We start from the raw sequence: 21946 nt of genomic DNA on the forward strand, positions 1-21946 counted from the left end.
TCTATGCCTGCCCCTTAACGTTCCTGATCATCCGTTAATTGCAGACCAGAATAACAGATTCGCCCCAACGGGCGATGAATGCCGAGACGGTAAAATCGATCCATCAAATCCGGAATATTCCTGAAGAACGCAATAATTCTCATCTTTTCTCGGGCAACAACTTGAAACTGGCAAGTGCAAATTAGCGCCATTGAAGTCATCTAAAGCGATTGCCAGCGGCGCGCGTCGAAAATAAGGCGGTCACCCGTTCAGGAAACTGTCCACGGCTTTCACATTTTGTGTGGCAAAGAAATCCGCTGTCGCTCCGGCAAAAACGACACGGCCACGATCAAGAAAAACCACCCGCCGCGCTAATCTTTTTATGTCTTCCGGGTGATGGCTCACAATAATCACCGCATTATTTGTTTCTTGATGCAAGTCAAGCAACAGAGAACTCATGCCCGCCCGTAGCCCTGGATCAAGTGCGGCGAAAGGTTCATCGAGCAGCATGACGGGCTTCTTCCTGACCAATGCGCGCGCAAGCGCCGCCCTCTGCCTTTCTCCTCCGGAGAGCGTGCCCGGCAAACGCTTGCCGAAACCCGAAAGACCAACGCGCGCAAGCGCAATATTTATCCTTTGCCGGTCTTCCGCGTGTAATCTGAGCGTGGGGCTTATACCAAGCGCGACATTGGTAAAAACGTCGAGATGGGCAAAAAGATTATTGTCCTGAAAAATCGAAGAGACAGGCCTTTCGGAAGGGTCGAGCGTCGTCACGTCCCGTCCGCCGATCATCACGCGGCCGGAATCCGGCAACTCGAAACCGGCAACGAGGTTAAGCAGTGTCGATTTTCCCGAACCGGATGCACCGACGACAGCGGTGACCTGCCCCTGCGGAAACGCACAGTCGAGGTCGAAATCCTGCGTTCCAAGCCGCAGCCTGACCCTGTCAAGCTGCACTGCGAAATCGTCGCCCTTCATGTCATCGCCTCTGCCGCTTTTACCCGCTCCGGCTGTGAATGTCGCGACATGCCGGTTGCAGCAAGCAACACGCACACCACACCGAGAAGAAAGGCGTAACCGGCGGCATCGTTGGTCCGGTAGCTGCCCATATTGCTATAGACGAGCCACGGCAAGGTGACAAAATTCTCTGAACCGAACAGGGCAACCGCGCCGAGATCGCCAAGCGACAGGGCCATCGCAAAGGAAAACGCCATGGCCAGCGGCCGCCACAGGACGGGCAGATCGCCGAACCGCAGCCGCGGCAGACCCTGAAGCCCGAGGCTGGCGGAAAGTCGGCCGGTGCGGAGAAAATGGCTGGTGACGGCCGGCTCCAGCACCCGCATGGCAAGCGGCAGGGCCATCAGCATGTTGATGAGCGCCACGAGAACCGGGGCATAAACAGCGACGTCACCGAAAGGCCGCAAGAGAAGGAACCATCCGCTTCCGAGCACCACGGGCGGAACCAGCAGAACCAGAGACGATCCCGCGCCGAGAACGCTGGACAAGAGGTGAAGAGGCCGCGCGGCCCGCCGTTTCGCGCTGACCGCCTGACGTGCGCGGATGATCGCCATGCTGACGATGATCACGAAAATTGCCGAGAACGCGGCAATCCCAAGACTTGTCGCCGCCGCGCGCAGAAAGACCGGTGCTGTGATGAGGCGCGGCAGGTCTGCCTGGACGCCCGAGAACACAATGGCGACCAGCGGCAGCCCGATCAAAAGCACCGCAGAAACGATGATTAGACCATCCCACAGGCGGGCCGCCGCCCGACCCGCATCGAAACGGCGCACAGGCCGGCCAAGTGAAGCGATTTCCGCTTCCGGCGACGGCAGGAAGGCCAGAAGGCCGAGCAGGGCCGCGGTGAGGACGATCTGCAGAACCGAGAGCGCGATCGCCCGCTGCGGATCGAAATCGAACCGCAGCGCCTGGTATATTGCGACCTCCAGGGTGGTCGCCGCCGGCCCGCCGCCCAAAAGGAGCACGAGCGTAAAACTGGTGGCGCAAAGCATGAAGATGAGGCCGGCGATACCCGGAACAAGCCGGGACACGGCCGGCCATTCGACAAAACGGAAAACCGAGATCGGCCCCATGCCGAGGCTCGCCGCCATGCGCCAATATTCGCCCGGAATACGCTCCAGCCCGGCCAGCAACAACCGGACGGAAAGCGGCAGATTGAAAAACACATGAGCAATGAGGATGCCGGAAAGACCGTAAATGCTGAAAGGTTCTTCCGCGCCGGCGAAAACAAGGAGCGTATTTAAGACACCCTGCCTCCCCCAGATGGTAATGATACCGAAGGCGCCGACGATAACCGGCAGCCCCATCGGCACTGCCATCAACCGGATGATCCAGATCCTTCCCGGAAACTCCCGCTGCCGGGAGAGTGCCAAGGCCACGGGAAGACCAAGAATGATGGAAAGAAGGGTGGAGAGCGTCGCCTGATAAACCGTGAAGCGCAGAATACGCAATGTATAAGGGTCCAAAATGCCGGAAGCGGATGCACCCGCATCAAAGGACAGAAGCGCAAACACGGCGAGCGCCATGAACAGGAAAACGGCGGCAAAAGCCGCCGTCCCGAAAATGATTGACCGCCGGTAATCGCGACGCAGCATCATGCGTGGACGCGCCTCTTCTTCAATTCATGCTCATGGCCGTCAGCCATTCGTCTATCCATGCCTTGCGGTTTTTCGCGACCTCTTCCGGCTGCATCAGGAAAGTCTTCTGCGGCACGACGAGCCTGGAAAAGGCCTCCGGCAGGGGGGCGGAGGTTGCCGCAACCGGCATCATCCAGTTGTTTTCGGGAATGGTATCCTGAAAACCGGAGGTGAGGGTGAATGCGAGAAACTGCTTTGCGAGATCCTTGTGCGGCGCGTTTTTGAGAAGGCCTGAAACTTCGATCTGGATGTAATGTCCTTCGGAGAAAGCTGCGGCCTGATAACGATCCGTCTTTTCGGCGACCATATGATAGGCGGGCGAAGTCGTGTAGGACAGCACCATCGGCACCTCCCCCTTGGTGAAGAGCCCGTAGGCCTCCGACCAGCCCGGCGTAACGGTAAGGATCCGCTTCCTGAGCTTTGCCCAGGCTTCCGGCGCCTGGTCGCCATAAACCGATTTCACCCACAGAAGCAGCCCCAGTCCCGGCGTTGAGGTGCGCGGGTCCTGAACGGCTATCTTCTGGGCGGGGTCGCCTTCCACGAGTTCTTTGAGGCTCGTTGGTGGGCTTTTCAGCGTCTGGGTGTCATAGACGATAGCGAAATGGCCGTAATCATAGGGAACGAACACATCATCCTCATAGCCGCCGGGTACCTTGGCCGCTGATGCATCAACGCCGCTGACATCGAAAAGGCCGGTCTGTTTCGCCTCCGCGACCAGATTTGTATCAAGTCCCACGACGACATCCGCCTTGGACCCCGGACCTTCCAATTTCAGCCGGTTGAGAAGCGCCACGCCGTCCGCCACGCCGACAAAATTGACGGTGCAAGCGCACACCTTCTCGAAAGCTTCCTTTATTTTGGGACCGGGCCCCCATTCAGAAACGAAGCTCTCATAGGTGTAGACCGTCAGTTCCGGTTTTTCCTGCGCAACGGCGAGGCCGGGCAGAAGCATGGAAACGGCAATGATGGAATTTACAAAAAGACGACGGCGCACGAATATCTCCTCAAAACGAGGAGGGAAATAGCCGCCTGCATGAAAGCCGTCTAATCCCTCCGCCGGTATGAACCGGATCAGGTTCTTCGGGTTGGCAAGCCTCTCAGCCTTTTGCGCCCAAGCGCGAAAGACACCCCGTTAGATCAAGATAATGGTGTAGTCCCGCCGACCCATCTTGGCAAGATGGCTGCCATCAACCCTGCTGCGCCATGTGCACCAGTTCCCAGACGTGGCCGTCGGGATCCTGAAAACTGCCTGCATACATGAATCCGTGATCCTGAACGGGTTTCCAGCGGCTGCCGCCTGACGCGAGCGCGGCCTCGATCATACGGTCGATTTCCTCCCGGCTTCCGGCGGAAAGACAGGTCAGTACCTCGGTACTCCGCTTGGCGTCGGCGATGTCGCCGTTGATGAAATCACGAAAACGCTCTTCCTGAAGGAGCATGACGAAGATGTTCTCCTCGACAATCATGCAGAGCGTGCGGTCATCGGAATATTCCGGATTGAAGGTGAAACCCAGTGTCGTGAAGAAGGCTCTCGATGTCTCGATATTCTTGACGGGCAGGTTGACGAAGATCATGCGCATGGTGTTGAACTCCTCCGAACCGGGACAGCAAACGGCATTTCCGCCGTCCTGTCAAAGGCGGATGGCGGTGTGGCCGGAAAGATCGGCTCAGCCTTCCAGTTCCTCGCGCAGCATCTCCAGCTCCAGCCACTCCTCTTCCATGGCCTCAAGTTTTTCACGCAGCTTTTCCATTTCCTGCGCCAGCTTGTTGAAGGCCGCCTGATCCTTGGCGAAGAGTTCCGGGTCGGCCATGCGCTGCTCGCGTTTTGCAATCTCTTCCTGCGCCTTCTCCATCTCCTTGGGGAGATTTTCGAGGGCGAATTTCTGCTTGAACGAAAGCTTGGCCTTGGCCTTTCCAGGCTCCTGCGAAAACGGGGCTGAAGGTGCGGCTTTCGCCTTTTCCTGTCTCTCAGCTTTTCGTTTCTCTTCCGCAGCTCCCTTGCGCTGCGCCATCATATCCGAATAGCCACCGGCATATTCGATCCAGCGTCCGTCCGGTTGATCGGGATTGGCCGGCGCGATGGTGGAAGTGACCGTACGGTCAAGAAAATCACGGTCGTGGCTGACAAGGATGACCGTACCGGAGAAACCGGCCACGATCTCCTGCAACAGATCGAGCGTTTCGATATCGAGATCGTTTGTCGGTTCGTCGAGAATCAGAAGATTGGTCGGCCGGGCGAGAATACGCGCCAGAATGAGCCTTGCACGCTCGCCGCCGGAAAGGTTGCGGATGGGTGTGCGGGCCTGTTCCGGCTGGAACAGAAAGTCCTTCATATAACCCGTGACATGCTTCACCTCGCCATTGACGAGAAGATTGTCGCCCCGGCCGTCGGTCAAATAATGTGCGAGCGTATCGTTGGGATTGAGCTCCTCGCGCTTCTGGTCAAGCGTTGCGATCTCGAGATTGGTGCCGAGCTTGACCCAGCCGCTGTCTGGTTCAAGCTGGCCGGTGAGCATCTTCAGCAACGTTGTCTTGCCCGCGCCATTCGGTCCAACGAGACCGATGCAATCGCCGCGATGCACCCGCAGTGAGAACGGCGCGACAATCATGCGCTCACCGTAAGCCTTGGTGATAGCCTCCGCCTCGATGACCAGCTTGCCGGACTCCCGGCCTTCCGTGACGGTCGCCTGTACAGTCCCCTGCGGCCCCTTGTGCCCACGATATTCCGCCCGCATGGCCTGAAGCTCACCGACACGGCGCATGTTGCGCTTGCGCCTTGCAGTCACGCCATACCGCATCCAGTGTTCTTCGCGCTCGATGGCCTTGCCGAGCTTGTGTTGTTCAAGCTCTTCCTCTTCAAGCACCTTGTCACGCCATTCCTCGAAATGGGCAAAACCCCGATTGAGACGGCGGGACTGGCCGCGATCGAGCCAGACGGTCGAGGTCGAAACCCGCTCAAGAAAACGACGGTCGTGCGAAATCAGCACCAGCGCGCTGCGCGTCTGCTGGAGTTCGCTTTCAAGCCATTCGATTGTCGGCAGATCCAGATGGTTGGTGGGTTCGTCCAGCATCAGAATATCGGGCTCCGGCGCCATGACACGGGCAAGCGCCGCGCGGCGCGCTTCACCACCGGAAAGGTTTGCCGGATTTTCCTGACCCGTAAGCCCGAGATGCTCGAGAAGATAAGTAACCCGATAGGCATCGTCGCCAGGCCCGAGCCCCGCCTCGGCATAGGCCTGAACGGTATCGTAACCGGCAAAATCCGGAGCCTGTTCCAGATAACGGATGGTTGCAGCGGGATGACGGAAAACCTCTCCCGACTGGGCCTCGACAAGGCCCGCTGCGATCTTCATCAGCGTGGACTTGCCGGAACCGTTGCGTCCAACAAGGCAGATGCGGTCGCCCGGCTCCACCTGGAGATTGGCGCCGTCCAGCAGCGGGGTAACGCCGAAGGTCAGCTTGATGTCATCGAGTTTCAAAATAGGGGGTGCCAAGGCGTCAGGCTCCGGTCAGATCATAAGGGCGGGCGAGCACGATGGCTTTTCCGCTTTTAAGCGAAAAATGCACAGGGCCGCCATTCGCGACATTGGAAATAGTGCGGGAGGAACCGAAAGCAAGCGCGAAATCCTCCAGCGGGTAACGCACATTGCCGATATCCAGCCCCTTCAGGGCTGTGAAGCCGGCCACCGAGAAAAGCGAGCCTGCGGGTAGAGAGACATCAAGCGAGCCCGGGAGCAGCGGCCGGGCCTCTTCCTCGCCGGAGGTGAGCGAAACATCGAGACCACGTTCGGCAAGCGCGACGGCGTAAAGGAGGTGCTGGAGGGCATGGTCGCTTCGTGCACCCCCGAGCGCGCCGACAAGCACCAGCGTACCGGCGCCGCGGGCGAGCGCCTCCGAGACCGCTATCTCACCATCGGTCACCGCCTTTGCTGCCGGGTAAGGCTGCCGTGTCACACCGGGCCAGGCATCCAGCAACTCTTTGCTGGCGGAATCGAAATCCCCGACCCACAACTCCGGTGTGAGGCCAAGCGGCCGGGCGTGGCGCATGCCGCCATCAGCCGCGATCACGCGGCTACCCGCGACCGCGTCCCTGAGACGATCAGTAACCGAAACATCGCCGCCGAGCAGAATGGTGAAGTGCGCTTTATCCATGCCCTGCCTTATCGCACCTCGGCCGAAAATGGAAAGCCGAAAGCCTCCGAAAACCGTCCATATTGATTTTCGTCGGCTTCGGGATTATGAAACGCCTTAGTGGTGATTTGCCGACCGGCTTGCAGCCACTTTAAAGAAGTCGCTAAAGGGTCGAGGAAAAAGGCAATTTCCTGGGACCGGTCGCGATTTCCGCTGCCGGTTTTTTTGTTTTCGCAACGTTCTTTACGTGATCCGGAAAAGAGAGTTCGACATGCCGATCAAGATTCCCGATACGCTTCCCGCCTTTGAAACCCTCGTTCACGAGGGCGTGCGGGTCATGACCGAAACGGCGGCCATCCGACAGGATATCCGCCCGCTCCAGATCGGGCTTCTCAACCTCATGCCGAACAAGATCAAGACGGAAATCCAGATGGCGCGCCTCGTTGGCGCCTCGCCGCTTCAGGTTGAGTTGTCGCTCGTGCGCATCGGCGGTCATCGCGCCAAGAACACACCGGAAGAACATCTCCTCTCCTTCTACGAGACGTGGGAAGAGGTGCGTCACCGCAAGTTCGACGGTTTCATCATCACCGGTGCTCCCATTGAGCTGCTGGACTATGAGGACGTCACCTACTGGAATGAAATGCAAAAGATTTTCGAGTGGACGCGGACCAATGTCCATTCGACCCTCAACGTCTGCTGGGGCGCGATGGCCGCCATCTATCACTTCCACGGCGTGCCTAAATACGAGCTGAAGGAAAAGGCTTTCGGTGTTTACCGCCACCGCAATCTTTGCCCCTCGTCGATCTACCTCAATGGTTTTTCGGACGATTTCCAGGTTCCCGTGTCACGCTGGACGGAAGTGCGCCGCGCCGACATCGAAAAACATCCGGAACTCGAAATCCTCATGGAGTCGGAGGAAATGGGTGTATGTCTGGTACATGAGAAGGCAGGCAACCGTCTCTATATGTTCAATCATGTCGAATATGATTCGACATCGCTTTCGGAAGAGTATTTCCGCGATGTTCACGCCGGCGTGCCGATCAAGCTGCCGCATGATTATTTTCCGCATAACGACCCCGAACTCGCGCCCCTTAACCGCTGGCGCAGTCATGCCCATCTGTTTTTCGGAAACTGGATCAACGAGATATACCAGACCACACCGTATGAACTCGAGGCCATCGGCCAGCTGGCGGCCTGAATTTGCGGGATTGCGAATTGCCGGGAAATGACGCAACGTCCGCCCGGCAATTCATGGCAACCGGGAGAATGATGTTATGAGCGACGGGGCAGCACGGGAGAATTTTGGTTTCACGGCAACGGGCGAAAAGGTCGAGCGTGTCACCATTTCGAAAGGTGGGCTTACAGCGAAGGTCATTACCTGGGGTGCCGTCATCCAGGATTTGCGCCTTGAGGGTCACCAGCCGCCGCTCGTTCTCGGCTTCGACAAATTCGAGGATTATAAATATTCCTCCTATTTCGGCGCCACACCCGGCCGTAACGCCAACCGCATCGGCAATGGCAGATTTTCGATCGACGGTCACGAATACCAGCTGGAGCTGAATGAAAAGGGCGTAACCCACCTGCACGGCGGCAGCGACGGCATGGGCAAACGCAACTGGATGCTGATGGAACACGGCGAAAGCCACGCGGTTCTGCAGATCATCGACCCCGATGGCCGTGCCGGTTATCCCGGCAACTGCACGGTCACAGCCACCTACACGATCCGTGACGGCGGCGTGCTGTCGGTGGTCTATGAAACGGTGACCGACAAGCCGACCATCGCCAATGTGTGCCAGCATTCCTATTTCAATCTCGATGGCGCCGACACCGCACTTGGGCATGAGATCAGCATCGCGGCTGACTTTTACCTGCCCACCAACGACAAGCAGATACCGACCGGCGAAATCCGTTCCGTCGAAGGCACCGTCTTCGACCTTCGCCACCCGACGCCGATGCGGCGCAGCGAAAATGGTGAGCAGGTTCTCTACGACCATAATTTCTGCCTTTCGCCCGAGCGCCGCGCCAAGCGCAAGGTCGCCCGCGCTTATTCGCCAGCCTCTGATATAGCTCTCGAGGTTCACACCACCGAACCCGGTGTGCAGTTTTATTCGGCTTTCAAGCTGGACGTTCCCGTTCCGGGCCTCGAAGGCCGTCACTACGGTCCCTTTGCCGGTTTCTGCCTGGAAACACAGATCTGGCCGGATGCCGTCAACCACCCTGATTTTCCGCATGCCATCCTACGGCCGGGCGAGACGCTGCGCCAGGAAACCGACTATATTTTCAAGAAGGGCTGAAGCGGCGCGCTGGTATCAATCCAGCACGCAGCCGACATAGCTGCCCGAGGCGCGGGCGCGGCGCTCGATAAGGCCGGCGAGCCTCTGCAACCCGCGCCCCGGCTTGCTGGCCACACGATCAATGGGATTGGGAAGCGAAACGGCCAGAAGTGCGGCCTGTCGGGAACTGAGCTTGGCGGCCGGCACCTTGAAATGGTGCTGGGCGGCAACCTCGATGCCGTAAATACCCGGTCCCCATTCGGCGACGTTGAGATAAATCTCCATCATCCGCTTTTTTGACCAGACGAAATCGGCGGCAATCGCCAGCGGCAATTCCAGTGCCTTGCGCAGAAACGAACGACCGTTCCATAAAAACAGGTTTTTGGCCGTCTGCATCGGGATGGTGCTGGCGCCGCGCGTCGCGGCCCCGTCGAGCGCATTGCTGACCACGGACTGCATCTGGTTCCAGTCAACCCCGCCGTGAAAACAGAATTGCCCATCCTCGGACATCATCACCGATTGCACGAGGCGCGGTGAAATATCCTCTAGCGGCACCCAGCGCCTGTCATAGCCTTGCAGCGTGACCAGATCGGCAAGCATCAGCGTCGACACGGGCCGGATGAAGGGCAACGCATAAACCGGAATCAGCAGATAAGGCAGGATGAGCAATGCCAGCAAGGTCATGATGATGCGCTTGGCCAACGTGCGAAAATCCACCTTCGGACTGCTCCGGTCTTCCGCCAGCACGGCGTAATCTGCGTCGCTTTCAGGCGTACTGCTCACTATCCGTCCCCGCACCCCACGCCAGTTGAAGCCTTTCATAGTCCATTGCCGTCTTCAAGGCGAGTCCGGCGCGACAGTTGAGTTGGGGAATCACGAAAAGGTTTGCCTGCATTCGCGCGGCGTGCCAAAGAGCGCGGCATGGACGCTCAGATGACGAATTTCGAAACACGGCTGCGCGAGAACGCCGCCAGGACCGAAGCCCTGCTTGGCCGCCTGCTCTCCGGCGAGACACGCGCGGATGAGATCGCGCGTCCGCAGAACCTGCTCGAGGCCATGCGCCACGGCGTGCTGAACGGCGGTAAACGCCTGCGGCCCTTCCTCGTCATCGAAAGCGCCGCACTCCTCGGCGGAGATGGAGAAGCTGCGCTTTTTGCCGGTGCCGCGCTGGAATGCCTCCATTGCTATTCGCTGGTTCACGACGATCTGCCGGCTATGGATGACGACGACCTGCGTCGTGGCCAGCCAACGGTGCATCGCAAATTCGACGAGCCGACCGCCATCCTCGCTGGCGACAGCCTGCTGACACTGGCCTTTGATATCATTGCATCGGAAGAAAATCCGCTCGCGGCCGGGCGCAAGGCCGCGCTCGTGCTTTCGCTTGCCCGCGCAGCGGGCATCGGCGGCATGGCCGGCGGGCAGGCGCTTGATCTCGCCGCGGAAAAGAACGCACCGGACGAAACCGGCATTATTACATTGCAGGCTATGAAAACCGGCGCACTGCTGCGCTTCGCCTGCGAGGCGGGCGCAATCATCGCCGGTAGCGATGATTGCGAAAGGCAGAGGCTACGCCTCTTTGGAGAAAAAATCGGCCTCGCCTTCCAGCTGGCAGACGATCTCCTGGATTTGACGGCCGACGCCGCCACCATGGGCAAGGCGACCGGCAAGGATGCCGCACGCGGCAAGGGAACGCTGGTGGCGCTGCGCGGCCAAGACTGGGCGCGTCGCAAACTTCAGGAACAGGTGGCAGAGGCCAGCGAACTCCTGGCTCCCTATGGCGAAAAGGCCGCGATTCTCATCGCGGCCGCCAGATTTATCGCAGAACGAAAAAGCTGAGTGGGTTTTCCCGCTCAGCCTCTCAAGTCGATCAGCCCTTAAGCGGCGAAATCAACACTTCCACACGGCGGTTTTGGGCGCGACCATCAGACGTTGCGTTCGAGGCGATGGGCTGCGAAGGCCCAAAGCCAAGTGTTGAAATGCGTCGTTGATCGACACCGCGTGCGCCGAGATAGTTGGCAACCGACGCGGCGCGGCGTTCCGAAAGCCCCTGATTGTGGGCGAGGCTACCGGTCGAGTCGGTATGGCCGTTGATGTCGATCAGCGTGCGGTTGAACTTGTTCAGCACGATCGCAACGGAATCGAGCGTCTGATAGAAGGGCGGAATGACCTGATCCTGATCCGTGGCAAAGGTGATATTCGACGGCATGTTGAGAACAATGCTGTCGCCACGGCGGGTCACCGAAACGCCGGTCCCCTGAAGCTGCGCGCGGAGTTCCGCTTCCTGGCCATCCATGTAATTGCCGATGGCGCCGCCAGCGAGCGCGCCGATGCCGGCGCCGATCAGGGCAGCGTTACGGCGTCCGACCGGCGAACCGCCCACAGCCAGACCGCCGAGCGCACCGACAACAGCGCCGATACCCGCGCCGCCGGCCGTGTTCGACATCTTCTGCTCGCCCGTATAGGGATCGGTGGTGGTGCAGGCGGATAGATAGGTGCCGCAAAGGGCGACGATCGCGATTTTTTTGATCATGTGTTTTGATGCTCCGAAAGGGTCAGGAGGTATGACAGTGGAATTGCGGCCTTTTCACGCTACTCGTTACTCCGCCGCGTCTTTCCGGCCAAAACGCTTTTCGATGTAATCGGTCACAAGCGCTTCGAAATCAGCGGCTATGTTGGGGCCACGCAGGGTGAGGGCTTTCTCTCCATCGATAAAGACCGGCGCCGCCGGGCTTTCGCCCGTTCCGGGCAGCGAAATGCCGATATCCGCGTGCTTGCTTTCACCGGGACCATTTACGATGCAACCCATGACGGCGACATTTAATGCCTCGACGCCGGGATATTTTTCACGCCAGACCGGCATATTCTTGCGGATATCGTTCTGGATGTTCTGCGCCAGTTCCTGAAATACCGTCGACGTGGTACGCCCGCAGCCGGGACATGCCGCAACCACCGGAATGAACTGACGGAAACCCATGACCTGCAGCAATTCCTGCGCCACCTGCACCTCGCGGGTGCGGTCGCCATTCGGCTCAGGCGTCAGTGAAACGCGGATCGTATCGCCAATACCATGCTGCAACACATAACCCATGGCGGCGGACGAGGCGACGATACCCTTTGAACCCATGCCGGCTTCCGTGAGACCGAGATGGAGGGCGTGGTCGGAGCGTTCAGACAACATCGAATAGACGGCAATCAGGTCCTGCACCTGGCTGACCTTGGCCGAGAGGATGATACGGTTGCGCGGCAGGCCGATCTCTTCGGCAAGCTCGGCGGAAATCAGCGCCGACTGAACAATGGCCTCCCGCGTGACCTGACGGGCGGAAAGCGGAAAGCCCTCTTCCTTGTTCCTGTCCATCAGCGTAGTCAGCAATTCCTGATCCAGAGATCCCCAGTTGACACCGATGCGAACGGGCTTGTCGTAACGGATCGCCATTTCGACGATCTCGCCGAACTGCTTGTCCTTCTTGTCCTTGAAACCGACATTGCCCGGATTGATGCGGTATTTCGCCAGCGCTTCGGCACAGGCCGGGTGGTCGGCCAGAAGCTTGTGGCCAATATAATGAAAATCACCGACCAGCGGCACATCCATTCCAAGACGCAGCAGCCGTTCACGAATTTTCGGCACGGCGGCCGCACTCTCATCCCGGTCAACGGTGATACGGACGATTTCCGAACCTGCCCGGAACAGCGCCGCCACTTGGCTGACGGTGGCGTCGATATCAGCCGTATCGGTATTGGTCATCGACTGCACGACGACGGGTGCGCCGCCACCGACGATGACGCCGCCGACGTCTACGGCGACGGAGGCGCGGCGGGGCTTCGGGTCGTAATCGGCTTGTGACGTCATGGCGGTCTCTGGAGCTTGCAGCAAGGTCTTGCAATTGAGGTGAAACAAGGGGGACTTCTTGTCAACACCCAACGCGCTGGAGCTTCTACTTTACCGCAATCATGGCAAAATTCGATACGCCTATTCCTTGCCAGCACCGTCGGCATGACGGGCGAGCCGCGAAAGTAGCAGAACCACCACATGCAGTAACGGGAGAAACAGGAAGACGCTGGCGAGACCGGTATGTTCCGCAATGAAGCCAATCGCCGATGGCGCCACCAGAATGCCGGAATAACCCATGGTGGTGACGACCGAAAGGCCGATTCCCGGTGCCAGGCCCGGCATATTGCCCGCCGCTGAGAAGGCAATGGGCACCATGTTGGAGATGCCGATGCCCGCAATCGCGAAGCCGACGATCGCGATGGTGGAATTTCCCGCAATACCGGCGATAAGAAGACCGATAATCGACATGGCCGAACAGAAGCGCAGGGTCGTCACAGCCCCGAAGCGGTCGCGCACCAGATCGCCGGCAAAACGCATGGCCGCCATGGTCATCGAAAAAGCCGCAAAGGCGAAGCCGGATTGTGACACCGAAGCTCCGAGCTCGTTGCGCAGATAAAGAGCGCCCCAGTCGAGGATTGCGCCTTCCGGGATCATCGAGAAAAGGGCCATCAGGCCGATGATCCACGGCAGCGGCGTCAGCGGCAGGCCGCCTTTCGGGCGCTCTTCCTCCGGGTGCGGACGATCTGCAAGCACACGCGGCCATGCCACGATCAGCAGTACGAATGCGATGACCGTCAGCACAATGGCATGCCCCTGCACGCCGATGGCCGTGATGAGATAACCGCCGAGACCGGCCCCGATGAGGCCGCCGAGGCTCCAGAATGCGTGGCAGGATGACATGATGGCGCGGCGCATATCGCGCTCAACCGCTACCGAATTGGCATTCATGGCGACATCCATCGCTCCCGTCAGGCCGCCAAACAGGAAAACCGCGATTACCCCGGCCCAGACGGTTCCCGCCCAGGAGATCAAAAGCAGTGTAGGCAGAAAGATCGCCGCGGTCACGAGACTGACCGTCCGGGAGCCAAAACGGGCGATCTGCGAGCCGGCGATCGGCATGAAAACCAGCGAGCCGATACCGAAGACCAGGATGATGAGACCAAGCGCGCTTTCACTAAGGGAAAGACGCGCCGCAAATTCGGGAATCTTGGGCGCCCATGATCCCATCATGAACCCGTTCATCAAGAACAGCAGGGAAACGCCGATACGATGACGCGTCAGATAGGACGAGCGTGCACCCGTCTGCGAAAATGTGGTGGGGCCATTCATCGGCTATATCCTTCAGACTTGACCATGTGAAAATCAGGCGACGGCATCGTCGCCGCAATAAACGTCTACACCTCGGCTCGACACGCCCTCGACCAATACGCGGTCGGCATCCCGTTCCAGCACAAGGGAAAGCGGCGGCGAAAAATCATGCACGTGGAACGCTGCCTTATGCCCCAGCTTCTCGGTGGTGATTGCAGCGACAATCCGCTGGCTGGCGCTGCAGGCGAGCCGCTTGAAAACGGCATCCTCGAAGACATCGGCCGACAGGCCGGTCTCGACAGCGACACCACAGACCCCGAGAACACAGAGATCGGGTCGCATCAATTCGAGCTGCCGCAGCGCCATTGCATCGATTGCCGCACCAACGGCGGGATCAACCTTGCCACCGATCAGCACAAGATCGATATCCGGCCGCCCCGTCAGTTCGGCGGCAATGGCGGGCGTATTCGTCACCACCGTTACATTGAGACCAGCCGGGATCGCCCTGGCAATGGCGAGGTTCGTCGAACCGGCATCGATGAAAACGACCATGCCCGGCTTGAGAAGCGGGACAACGGCGCGGGCCAGCAGAGCCTTGCGGTCCGCATCCTCGGCGATCCGCGTCTTCAGCGGCACCGTCTTGCTATCCGAGAGCAGGGCGCCGCCATAAACGCGCATGCATTCCCCACGGGCCGCCATCTCTCGCAGGTCGCGGCGAACCGTGTCTTCAGAAACGCCAAAGTTTTGGGCGAGGTCCTGCGCCAGCACACGGCCGCTCTGCCGCAACTGTTCGAGGATGAGCGCCTGCCGCTCGCTGACGAAATGATCACTCATGCAGACTCATGCATAAACAGGAATAAACGTGCATGAACATGCATATTCGAGTTTCCAGGGAAGCGCAATAAAAAACGCCCGCCGGGAAGGCGGGCGTCTGACTGTTCTATCGACGAATGTATTTATTCCGCGTAAGCGATCAGTAGATCCTTCGCATCGATCTGGTCGCCCGGGCGCACCAGAACTTCCGCGATCTTGCCATCCCGCTCGGCGTGAAGCGCCGTTTCCATCTTCATCGCCTCGATGGAGAGCAAAACATCGCCAGCCTTGACCTCCTGGCCTTGATTGACGAAGACGCGGCTGATGACACCCGGCATCGGTGCCCCGACATGCGCCACGTTGCCAGGTTCGGCCTTGCGGCGCACGGCAGAGCCGGAAGCACCATGCGTCCGATCCGGCACCTTGATACGGCGCGGCTGACCATTGATTTCGAAAAACACCGTCACCATGCCCTTGTCGTCAACGCCGGATGAAGCCTGATTGACGATGACCAGCGTCTTGCCGCGCTCGATATCTGCAAACAGTTCCTCGCCATCCTCCATTCCGTAGAAATAGGCATGGGTGGGAAGCACCGAGACCGGACCATAGGTTTCGGCGGTGAGCGCGAAATCCGTGAATACCTTCGGATACATCAGATAGGACGCGAATTCGAAATCATCGACCTTGCGCTCCAGCTTGGTCTCGATGGTCTCCCGTTCGGCATCGAGATCGGCATCCGCCAATAGTGAACCCGGGCGAACGGTATAGGGCGCTTCGCCCTTCAACGCTTTTTTCTGCAGGGCTTCCGGCCAACCGCCGGGCGATTGTCCGAGATCGCCCTTCAGCATGGAAACCACGGACTCCGGGAAAGAGACCTCGCGCTCGGAATTCTGTACGTCGGCCACTGTCAGATCCTGGCTGACCATCATCAGCGCCATGTCACCGACGACTTTCGAAGACGGCGTCACCTTGACGATATCGCCGAACATCCTGTTGGCATCGGCATAAGCCTGCGCCACTTCGTGCCAACGGCTTTCGAGACCCAGCGAACGCGCCTGTTCCTTGAGGTTGGTGAACTGACCACCCGGCATTTCGTGCAGATAGACTTCCGACGCCGGCCCCTTGAGATCGCTTTCGAAAGCCGCATATTGGTTGCGCACGGCCTCCCAATAGAAGGAAATGCGGCGAATCCATTCGGTATCGAGGCCCGTATCGCGTTCCGACCCGGCAAGCGCTTCCACGATCGAACCAAGGCACGGCTGCGACGTATTGCCAGAGAAGGCGTCCATCGCGGCATCGACCGCGTCGACACCCGCATCCACGGCGGCAAGAACCGTCGCTGCCGCAATTCCTGACGTATCATGGGTGTGGAAATGGATCGGCAGACCCGTTTCTTCCCGCAGCGCCTTGAACAGAACCTTGGCGGCAGCCGGTTTCAGCAGGCCGGCCATATCCTTGACGGCAATAATATGCGCACCTGCGCGTTCCAGTTCCTGGGCGAGATTGGTGTAATATTTAAGGTCGTATTTCGGACGCGCCGAATTGAGGATGTCTCCGGTGTAGCAGATGGCCGCTTCACAGAGCTTGTTTTCCTCCGAGATGGCATCCATCGAGACCCGCATATTCTCCACCCAGTTCAGGCAATCGAAGACACGGAAAAGATCAATGCCGCCCTTTGCGGCCTGACGGACAAAATACTTCACGACGTTATCCGGGTAGTTCTTGTACCCGACGCCGTTTGCCCCGCGCAGAAGCATCTGCAGCAGCAGGTTGGGAGCACCTTCGCGGATCAGCGCCAGACGCTCCCACGGGTCTTCGGTCAGGAAGCGCATGGAAACGTCGAATGTCGCACCGCCCCAGCACTCCAGCGACAGAAGCTGTGGCAACGCTTTGGCATAGGCGCTGGCGACGCGGGCGATATCGTGGGTACGGACACGGGTCGCAAGCAGCGACTGATGTCCGTCGCGCATCGTCGTATCCGTGACGAGTACCCGCTTTTCGTTGCGCATCCAGTCTGCGAAACCCTTCGGGCCGAGCTTGTCCAGCAACTGCTTGGTGCCGTCGGGCGTCGGCGCATCGATATAGGGCACGATGGGCTTTGCCGCCTTGTCCGAGGGCCTTGCGCGTCCCTTGGTTTCCGGGTGGCCGTTCACGGTCACATCGGCGAGATAGGTCAAAAGCTTGGTAGCGCGATCCTGCCGTTTGACCTGGGCAAAAAGCTCAGGCGTCGAATCGATGAAGCGGGTTGTATAGGTATTGTTGCGGAAACTGTCATGGCCGATGATGGCCTCTAGGAATGTGAGGTTGGTCGCCACGCCGCGGATACGGAATTCGCGCAAAGCGCGATCCATACGGTTGATCGCCTCGTCAGGCCGCGGCGCCCAGGCCGTCACCTTCACAAGCAACGGATCGTAGTAGCGGGTGATGACAGCGCCAGTATAGGACGTGCCGCCGTCCAGACGGATACCGAAGCCTGAAGCGGAGCGATAAGCGGTGATACGGCCATAATCCGGAATGAAATTGTGTTCCGGGTCTTCCGTCGTAATGCGGCACTGGAGGGCGTGGCCATTCAGGCGGATATCCTCCTGCCTCGGCACCCCGGATTCCGGCGTGCCGATGGCGGCGCCTTCCAGAATGTGAATCTGCGCCTTGACGATATCGATACCGGTGACGACTTCCGTAACGGTATGTTCCACCTGAATGCGCGGATTGACCTCGATGAAGTAGAATTTTCCGGTGTCGGCATCCATCAGATATTCGACCGTGCCTGCACCGATATAATTCGTGGCACCCGCAATCTTCAGGGAGTAGGAAGCGAGCTCCTGACGCTGTGCTTCGCTCAGATAGGGCGCGGGCGCACGCTCGACGACCTTTTGATTTCGCCGCTGGATCGAACAATCACGCTCGAACAGATGCACGACATTGCCGTGCGTGTCGCCGAGAATCTGGCTTTCGACGTGACGCGCACGCTCGACCAGCTTTTCGAGATAGACTTCGTCCTTGCCAAAGGCGGCCTTGGCCTCGCGCTTGGCTTCCGTCACCTCGCGAGCGAGGTCTTCCTTTTTACGGATGGCGCGCATGCCACGGCCACCACCGCCCCAGGAGGCCTTGAGCATGACGGGATAACCGATCTCCTCGGCCATACGCTCCACTTCCGCCATGTCGTCCGGCAGTGGGTCGGTGGCGGGAACGACGGGAACGCCAACCGAAATCGCCAGATTACGGGCGGCGACCTTGTTGCCGAGCTGGCGCATCGTATCCGCCGTCGGTCCGATGAAGGTGATGCCCGCCTTGTTGCAGGCCTCCACGAATTCGGGGCTTTCAGACAGAAGACCGTAACCGGGATGAATCGCGTCCGCTCCGGAGAGCTTCGCAACGCGGATAACCTCCTCGATCGAAAGATAGCTCGCGATCGGTCCCATATCCTTGGCGAGATGCGGCCCCCTGCCGACCTGATAGGACTCGTCCGCCTTGAAGCGGTGCAAAGACAGCTTGTCCTCTTCCGCCCAAATCGCAACGGTTTTTATCCCGAGCTCGTTGGCTGCCCGGAAAACGCGGATCGCAATTTCGGATCGGTTGGCAACAAGTATTTTCGATATTTTCAAGACGGTCTCCCCACACGCCAAAACAAAATTCTGCTGCACTGCGGAATTAAGCAGCAAAACCCCGTCTTGGAAAGGGCAATTCCGGCGAGAACTGTTCTGTTTGCGCTAGCTCAGCAAGCCATGGCGGAACGCGAGTGCGACGGTGTGCTGCCGGTTCTTGGCGCTGAAACGACGCTGAATCCCGTTTATATACCAGTCGACCGTATGGTTGGAGATGGATAGCTTGCGGCCGATCTCCGCCGATGTCATGCCATCCGCCATCAGCGCCAGCACTTCCGTCTCACGCCGTGTGAGCTCAAGAGCGGAACCGTCTGGAATATTGCTGAGATCATGGGCCTGACCTGAAAGATCGAGCAGGCGCCAGAAGACCGCCCGGGTCGCTGCATCGAGCAGTTCCACCTGCAAGGAGGGCAATTGCCGGTCCTGTCCACCTATGAACACCGCACCTATGAATCCCGCCCGTCCATGCACGGGAAAAGCATAACCGCCCTGCAAGCCGTAACGGCCGGCATCGTGGAAAAACACGCTCGCCCTTTTCCGATGCATGGCGCGGGGAAGCCCCTCCAGCGCCTCTTTCCAATGAAAGGGTTTGTGCACCATGCCGATCACTTTGCGGACGGGATCGACGAGGTTGTATTTCTTGGCCCTGTAAACCTCTATCCAGCCTTCCGGCAAATGTTGCGCAAGGATTTGGCCGGTAGAGGCCAGCTCGCCGGTCATGCGTCTGCTGACAAGGAAATATTCGAAACCATATTCCCGAATGAGCGTTGCAAATTCTGAACGCACACGTTCGGCGTTTCCCGCCTGGTAACACGCAGAGATGAAGTGAAGAATATCATGCATAAAGACACATGGTCCGGACTTGGCTTGAAGGGGATGACACGAAGGACATGGTCCCGCGATGACGTCATGTTACTCGGGCGCCGGTCGGGTGAGATTGAACATATCGTCGTTAGCAATCCCTGAAACGAAGATGCGAAATCTTGTGACGGCAGGCCCCGGGAAACACCGGGAGGTTTTTTCGGTTCGCATGGACGGCCAATCTGTTAAGCCGCCATTCAGACAGAAAGAGCGATAATTACACAAAATTCGCCGTCTCATGCAACCTTGCTAAAGTAGCATCGTATTGAGGCCGAACAATCAACCGCTCGAAAAGACGCCCGGACTGGATTGAAAATTTGACCTTGTTTCAGGTTTACACACGCGCTCTGCGCTATCTGACCGTTCATAAATGGCGTGTGGCCGTCGTCGTCATCGCCAACGTCATTCTTGCAGCGATCACCATTGCCGAACCCGTGCTGTTCGGCCGGATCATCGACGCCATTTCTTCTGGCTCCAATGTCACGTCCATTCTCATATTGTGGGCGGGGTTCGGCGTCTTCAACACCGTGGCTTACGTAGCCGTCGCCCGCGAAGCCGACCGGCTGGCGCATGGCAGGCGCGCTTCGCTCCTGACGGAGGCCTTCGGGCGCATCATCTCGATGCCGCTTTCCTGGCACCATCAGCGCGGCACGTCCAATGCCCTGCACACCCTCTTGCGCGCCAGCGAAACGCTCTTCGGCCTATGGCTGGAATTCATGCGCACCCATCTCGCGACCTTCGTTGCGCTGGTGCTGCTTGTGCCCACCGCCATGTCCATGGACCTGCGCCTCAGCTTCGTGCTGATTGGCCTCGGCATCGTCTACTGGTTCATCGGCAAATGGGTGATGGGCCGCACCAAGGATGGTCAGGCTTCGGTCGAAGAGCATTATCACAGCGTTTTTGCCCATGTCAGCGATTCCATCAGCAACGTTTCCGTACTGCACAGCTACAACCGCATCGAGGCTGAAACCAAAGCGCTGAAGTCCTTCACCGAAAAGCTTCTAAGTGCGCAATATCCCGTGCTCGACTGGTGGGCCTTTGCGAGCGCTCTGAACCGCACGGCCTCCACCGTTTCGATGATGATCATTCTCGTGATCGGCACCGTGCTGGTGAAGAACGGCGAGCTGCGCGTCGGCGATGTCATCGCCTTCATCGGTTTCGCCAATCTCCTGATAGGCCGTCTGGACCAGATGCGCCAGTTCGTGACGCAGATTTTCGAAGCCCGCGCCAAGCTTGAGGACTTCTTCGTCCTCGAGGATTCCGTCAAGGAACGGGAAGAACCGGGCGATGCCCGTGAATTGTCGAATGTCTCCGGCACCGTGGAATTCCGCAATGTCAATTTCGGTTTTGCCAACACCAAGCAGGGCGTTCACGATGTCTCGTTTACGGCCAGGGCCGGCGAGACGATCGCGATCGTCGGACCGACAGGTGCCGGCAAGACGACGCTCATCAACCTGCTGCAGCGGGTCTATGATCCCGATTCCGGCCAGATCCTGATCGATGGAACCGATATTTCGACGGTGACGAAAAATTCGCTTCGCAACTCCATCGCCACGGTGTTTCAGGATGCCGGCCTGCTGAACCGCTCGATCCGCGAAAATATACGCCTTGGTCGTGAATCGGCCACCGATGCCGAAGTGGTTGAAGCAGCGGCGGCCGCTGCGGCGACGGATTTCATCGACAGCCGCATCAACGGCTATCTGACCCAGGTTGGTGAACGCGGCAACCGCCTGTCCGGCGGCGAGCGCCAGCGTATCGCCATCGCCCGTGCGATCCTGAAGAACGCCCCCATTCTGGTTCTCGACGAGGCAACCAGTGCACTCGACGTGGAAACCGAAGCCCGTGTGAAGGCCGCAGTGGATGCGCTCAGAAAGAACCGCACGACCTTCATCATCGCCCATCGCCTTTCCACTGTCCGCGATGCCGATCTCGTCCTGTTCCTCGATCAGGGCCGGATCATCGAAAAGGGCACCTTCGATGAGCTAAGCCAACGCGGCGGTCGCTTTACCTCGCTGCTGCGCACCAGCGGCCTGCTGACGGAAGACGAAGGCCAGCAGCCCCGGCCAAAGGCGATAGCCTCCTGAGGCTCAACGAATGGAATGCAAAAAGGGCGGGCACTGTCGTGTCCGCCCTTTTTCGTTGTCTGCTTCGAAAATATCGGGACATCACGAAGCTTCTACCTCAGTCCCCCAACCGTCATATTCACCACCCAATTTTTTTGCAGCCGTTGCGCTGAGAAGTTCAATTTCTCGGTCGATCTCATTCGGAGCTTGCGGCTTGGAAAACTCTATACCCCGCCGCGCTGTCTGCGATGCATCCATCGCCTCACGGGTGATGCTGTAGCCACGGGGGACCAAGAAGTCTCTGTACAGCATCTGCCCTTCATGCGTCGGAATATGTGAAATGGTCTATCGGTCTCGATTTGCTGCCATCGTGCCTTGCTTCGCATTGACCGCCCACTGAGCGTTCTTGCCGGCCCTGTATCGCCGTACA

General features: G+C 58.9%; 18 protein-coding genes and 2 riboswitches. Of the genes, 4 read left to right on the forward strand and 14 right to left on the reverse strand.

The annotated features are described in order from the left end of the window. Positions 1–240: 240 nt before the first annotated feature. From EGT36_RS05280 to EGT36_RS05305, 6 genes are all read right to left on the reverse strand, one after another. Positions 241–957, reverse strand: a complete 717-nt coding sequence (locus EGT36_RS05280) for a thiamine ABC transporter ATP-binding protein (protein WP_037090155.1) — start codon at positions 955–957, stop codon at positions 241–243. Next, positions 954–2594, reverse strand: a complete 1641-nt coding sequence (gene thiP, locus EGT36_RS05285) for a thiamine/thiamine pyrophosphate ABC transporter permease ThiP (RefSeq protein ID WP_037090153.1) — start codon at positions 2592–2594, stop codon at positions 954–956. Before thiP ends, EGT36_RS05280 begins: the two co-directional genes overlap by 4 nt. 19 nt (positions 2595–2613) lie before the next feature. Next, positions 2614–3627: a thiamine ABC transporter substrate binding subunit gene (gene thiB / locus EGT36_RS05290; RefSeq protein ID WP_037090151.1), complete on the reverse strand. Its 1014-nt coding sequence runs from the start codon at positions 3625–3627 to the stop codon at positions 2614–2616. 37 nt (positions 3628–3664) lie between these two features. After that, positions 3665–3775, reverse strand: a riboswitch (TPP riboswitch). A 45-nt stretch (positions 3776–3820) separates the two neighbouring features. Then, the gene (locus EGT36_RS05295; RefSeq protein ID WP_035207966.1) at positions 3821–4213 is read right to left on the reverse strand and encodes a VOC family protein; all 393 of its coding nucleotides are present in this window, start codon (positions 4211–4213) and stop codon (positions 3821–3823) included. Between the two features lie 87 nt (positions 4214–4300). Beyond that, on the reverse strand, positions 4301–6127 hold the full coding sequence (locus tag EGT36_RS05300; RefSeq protein ID WP_037090149.1) for an ABC-F family ATP-binding cassette domain-containing protein: 1827 nt from the start codon (positions 6125–6127) through the stop codon (positions 4301–4303). A 4-nt stretch (positions 6128–6131) separates the two neighbouring features. Then, on the reverse strand, positions 6132–6785 hold the full coding sequence (locus tag EGT36_RS05305) for a thiamine diphosphokinase (RefSeq protein ID WP_037090146.1): 654 nt from the start codon (positions 6783–6785) through the stop codon (positions 6132–6134). Positions 6786–6874: 89 nt separating this feature from the next. Continuing rightward, a riboswitch (SAM riboswitch) is annotated at positions 6875–6951 on the forward strand. Positions 6952–7035: 84 nt separating this feature from the next. Here EGT36_RS05305 and metA point away from each other — a divergent pair. Both metA and EGT36_RS05315 read left to right on the forward strand, forming a co-directional pair. Beyond that, positions 7036–7962: a homoserine O-acetyltransferase MetA gene (gene metA, locus EGT36_RS05310; RefSeq protein WP_022556978.1), complete on the forward strand. Its 927-nt coding sequence runs from the start codon at positions 7036–7038 to the stop codon at positions 7960–7962. Between the two features lie 76 nt (positions 7963–8038). Next, the gene (locus EGT36_RS05315; RefSeq protein WP_037090145.1) at positions 8039–9058 is read left to right on the forward strand and encodes an aldose epimerase family protein; all 1020 of its coding nucleotides are present in this window, start codon (positions 8039–8041) and stop codon (positions 9056–9058) included. Between the two features lie 15 nt (positions 9059–9073). Here the strand turns inward: EGT36_RS05315 and mtgA are convergent, their stop codons facing one another. Then, the gene (mtgA, locus tag EGT36_RS05320; RefSeq protein ID WP_286084048.1) at positions 9074–9721 is read right to left on the reverse strand and encodes a monofunctional biosynthetic peptidoglycan transglycosylase; all 648 of its coding nucleotides are present in this window, start codon (positions 9719–9721) and stop codon (positions 9074–9076) included. Between the two features lie 237 nt (positions 9722–9958). Between mtgA and EGT36_RS05325 the strand changes: the two genes are divergently transcribed. Further along, the gene (locus EGT36_RS05325; RefSeq protein WP_037090318.1) at positions 9959–10873 is read left to right on the forward strand and encodes a polyprenyl synthetase family protein; all 915 of its coding nucleotides are present in this window, start codon (positions 9959–9961) and stop codon (positions 10871–10873) included. Positions 10874–10904: 31 nt separating this feature from the next. Here the strand turns inward: EGT36_RS05325 and EGT36_RS05330 are convergent, their stop codons facing one another. The 6 genes from EGT36_RS05330 to EGT36_RS05355 form a co-directional block, all read right to left on the reverse strand. Beyond that, positions 10905–11567: a YiaD family glycine zipper/OmpA-like lipoprotein gene (locus tag EGT36_RS05330; protein ID WP_004443979.1), complete on the reverse strand. Its 663-nt coding sequence runs from the start codon at positions 11565–11567 to the stop codon at positions 10905–10907. A gap of 66 nt (positions 11568–11633) precedes the next feature. Further along, positions 11634–12884, reverse strand: coding sequence for a flavodoxin-dependent (E)-4-hydroxy-3-methylbut-2-enyl-diphosphate synthase (gene ispG, locus EGT36_RS05335; protein ID WP_037090144.1), 1251 nt, complete (start codon positions 12882–12884; stop codon positions 11634–11636). 120 nt (positions 12885–13004) lie between these two features. Further along, on the reverse strand, positions 13005–14195 hold the full coding sequence (locus tag EGT36_RS05340; protein WP_125270115.1) for an MFS transporter: 1191 nt from the start codon (positions 14193–14195) through the stop codon (positions 13005–13007). 33 nt (positions 14196–14228) lie between these two features. Continuing rightward, positions 14229–15008, reverse strand: a complete 780-nt coding sequence (locus tag EGT36_RS05345; RefSeq protein ID WP_037090142.1) for a DeoR/GlpR family DNA-binding transcription regulator — start codon at positions 15006–15008, stop codon at positions 14229–14231. A gap of 122 nt (positions 15009–15130) precedes the next feature. Next, positions 15131–18592, reverse strand: a complete 3462-nt coding sequence (pyc, locus tag EGT36_RS05350) for a pyruvate carboxylase (RefSeq protein WP_125270116.1) — start codon at positions 18590–18592, stop codon at positions 15131–15133. A gap of 105 nt (positions 18593–18697) precedes the next feature. Beyond that, on the reverse strand, positions 18698–19435 hold the full coding sequence (locus EGT36_RS05355; protein WP_004443990.1) for a helix-turn-helix transcriptional regulator: 738 nt from the start codon (positions 19433–19435) through the stop codon (positions 18698–18700). 335 nt (positions 19436–19770) lie between these two features. Here EGT36_RS05355 and EGT36_RS05360 point away from each other — a divergent pair, with 335 nt between their 5' ends. Further along, positions 19771–21537 (forward strand): glucan ABC transporter ATP-binding protein/ permease, encoded by a 1767-nt coding sequence (locus EGT36_RS05360; RefSeq protein ID WP_004443992.1) that lies wholly within the window; start codon positions 19771–19773, stop codon positions 21535–21537. 81 nt (positions 21538–21618) lie between these two features. On the opposite strand, the gene EGT36_RS05365 is transcribed toward EGT36_RS05360, so the two are convergent. Then, positions 21619–21828, reverse strand: coding sequence for a hypothetical protein (locus EGT36_RS05365; RefSeq protein WP_037090140.1), 210 nt, complete (start codon positions 21826–21828; stop codon positions 21619–21621). Between the last annotated feature and the right edge of the window lie 118 nt (positions 21829–21946).

It is taken from the genome of Agrobacterium sp. FDAARGOS_525 (genome assembly GCF_003938925.1).
GTDB classification, from domain to species: Bacteria; Pseudomonadota; Alphaproteobacteria; order Rhizobiales; family Rhizobiaceae; genus Agrobacterium; species Agrobacterium pusense.

Excerpts from the sequence above, each read along its gene's own strand:
- EGT36_RS05280 (WP_037090155.1), bottom strand. The coding sequence starts at position 957 with ATGAAGGGCGACGATTTCGCAGTGCAGCTTGACAGGGTCAGGCTGCGG.
- thiP (WP_037090153.1), bottom strand. The coding sequence starts at position 2,594 with ATGATGCTGCGTCGCGATTACCGGCGGTCAATCATTTTCGGGACGGCG.
- EGT36_RS05295 (WP_035207966.1), bottom strand. The coding sequence starts at position 4,213 with ATGCGCATGATCTTCGTCAACCTGCCCGTCAAGAATATCGAGACATCG.
- EGT36_RS05305 (WP_037090146.1), bottom strand. The coding sequence starts at position 6,785 with ATGGATAAAGCGCACTTCACCATTCTGCTCGGCGGCGATGTTTCGGTT.
- metA (WP_022556978.1), top strand. The coding sequence starts at position 7,036 with ATGCCGATCAAGATTCCCGATACGCTTCCCGCCTTTGAAACCCTCGTT.
- EGT36_RS05315 (WP_037090145.1), top strand. The coding sequence starts at position 8,039 with ATGAGCGACGGGGCAGCACGGGAGAATTTTGGTTTCACGGCAACGGGC.
- mtgA (WP_286084048.1), bottom strand. The coding sequence starts at position 9,721 with ATGACCTTGCTGGCATTGCTCATCCTGCCTTATCTGCTGATTCCGGTT.
- EGT36_RS05325 (WP_037090318.1), top strand. The coding sequence starts at position 9,959 with ATGGACGCTCAGATGACGAATTTCGAAACACGGCTGCGCGAGAACGCC.
- EGT36_RS05330 (WP_004443979.1), bottom strand. The coding sequence starts at position 11,567 with ATGATCAAAAAAATCGCGATCGTCGCCCTTTGCGGCACCTATCTATCC.
- ispG (WP_037090144.1), bottom strand. The coding sequence starts at position 12,884 with ATGACGTCACAAGCCGATTACGACCCGAAGCCCCGCCGCGCCTCCGTC.
- EGT36_RS05340 (WP_125270115.1), bottom strand. The coding sequence starts at position 14,195 with ATGAATGGCCCCACCACATTTTCGCAGACGGGTGCACGCTCGTCCTAT.
- EGT36_RS05345 (WP_037090142.1), bottom strand. The coding sequence starts at position 15,008 with ATGAGTGATCATTTCGTCAGCGAGCGGCAGGCGCTCATCCTCGAACAG.
- EGT36_RS05355 (WP_004443990.1), bottom strand. The coding sequence starts at position 19,435 with ATGCATGATATTCTTCACTTCATCTCTGCGTGTTACCAGGCGGGAAAC.
- EGT36_RS05365 (WP_037090140.1), bottom strand. The coding sequence starts at position 21,828 with ATGCTGTACAGAGACTTCTTGGTCCCCCGTGGCTACAGCATCACCCGT.